Raw genomic sequence first — 1,578 nt, 5'->3', positions numbered from 1 at the left:
GCCCCCGGCGCCGCCGCACCGGAAGAAGTCCAGCGCGGCGCGAAGCCGCCGGGGCGGCGCGCCGCGCCCGGCATCAGAACACGTTCCGCCCCGCCAGCCCGACCACCACGGTGCGCACCATGATGCGGATGTCGAGCCAGAGCGACCAATGGGTGATGTAGTAGAGGTCCATCTCGATCGACTTGCGGGCGTTCTCGGGCGAGCGCAGCGCGTAGCTGCGCATGCCATTGGCCTGCGCCCAGCCGGTCAGCCCCGGCTTGATGCGGTGCCGCGCGGCGTATTGCCGCACCATCTCCGAGAAGCGCTCCTGCCCCACCAGCATGTTGGCGACATAGGGGCGGGGGCCGACGATCGACATCTCGCCGCGCAGCACGTTGATCAGCTGCGGCAGCTCGTCGATCGACAGGCGGCGCAGGATGCCGCCCACCCGGGTGATGCGCGGGTCGTCGCGGCTCTGCGTGCCGACCGAGCCGTCATCGCTCGGGTCCATCAGCATGGTGCGGAACTTGTAGATGGCGAAGGGCTTCTGGCCGAGGCCGGGGCGCCACTGCTTGAAGAAGATCGGGCCCGGGCTGTCGAGCCGGATGGCGATGGCGGCGGCGATCATGATCGGGCTGACCAGCAGCAGCGCCAGGCTGGCGACCACATAGTCCTCGATCACCTTGACCACGCCCTGGGTGCCCTTGAAGGGCCGCGCCATCACCTGCAGCGCGCGCAGCCGGCCGAGCGGGGCGATGCGGGCATAGCTGGGCGGCACGCCCTCCGGGTCGAAGGGGATGACGACATCGGCGGCGATCCACTCCACCGCGTGCATCAGGCGGAACATCTCCGGCGCGCGGTCCCAGGGCAGGGCCAGCACGACCAGGTCGATGGTGTTGTCCTGCGCATAGGCGGCGAGCGCCTCCAGCCCGCCGCGCACCGCGTGGCCGCCCAGCGCGGCCGGCGCCGCGCCATCGCTGGCATCGGCGAACAGGCCGACCAGCTCGTATTCCGCCGCGCGCTCGGGCGCGGTCAGCTCGGCCAGCACGCGGGCGCCCACGGCGTTGGCGCCGACCACCACCACCTTGCGGCAGAGCAGGCGCCGCCGCTCCACCCAGTAGACCATCAGCCGGTGCAGCTGGCGGCTGAGCAGCAGCAGCAGGAATTGCAGCGCGTGCCATTCCAGGAACCATTCCTGGTTCAGCGGCAGCTGGCCCGGCAGGCAGGCCTGCAGCGCGACCAGCCCGACCGACCAGCCCACCGCCAGCCCCGCCAGGATGTGGCCAAGCTGCCCCCAGAAGCCTTCGTAATGCTCCACCCGGTAGGCGGAGATGCGCTGCATCACCGAGAGATAGGCCCAGACCTGGGCGGCGGCGATGACCAGCGCCTGCTGCCAGGCCAGCGGCGAGGCGACCTCGCCCGGCAGCAGCCCGAACAGCGCCGCCGGCAGCAACAGCATCGCCACGTCGAAGCCCTTGACGACGCGGTTGATCAGCCCGTGGGTCCAGCGGACCGTGGCCAGCGACTGGCCGAGGGCGGCGAAGCCGGCGCGGGCGGGGCGGGCGGGGGTCGGGCTGCGTCACGGGGCGGCGTTCCGGG

Annotated in this window: 1 protein-coding gene; it reads right to left on the bottom strand. The window is 72.0% G+C overall.

The window, feature by feature from the left end; translation table 11 throughout:
- Positions 1–73 precede the first annotated feature (73 nt).
- On the bottom strand, positions 74–1,438 hold the full coding sequence (locus HMPREF0731_RS19305; RefSeq protein WP_085980180.1) for an exopolysaccharide biosynthesis polyprenyl glycosylphosphotransferase: 1,365 nt from the start codon (positions 1,436–1,438) through the stop codon (positions 74–76).
- Positions 1,439–1,578: the final 140 nt, after the last annotated feature.

Origin of the sequence: Pseudoroseomonas cervicalis ATCC 49957 (assembly GCF_000164635.1) — a bacterium.
Lineage (GTDB): Bacteria > Pseudomonadota > Alphaproteobacteria > Acetobacterales > Acetobacteraceae > Pseudoroseomonas > Pseudoroseomonas cervicalis.
The sequence above is the reverse complement of the archived record's forward strand: the minus strand, read 5'-3'. Positions and strand labels throughout refer to the sequence as shown.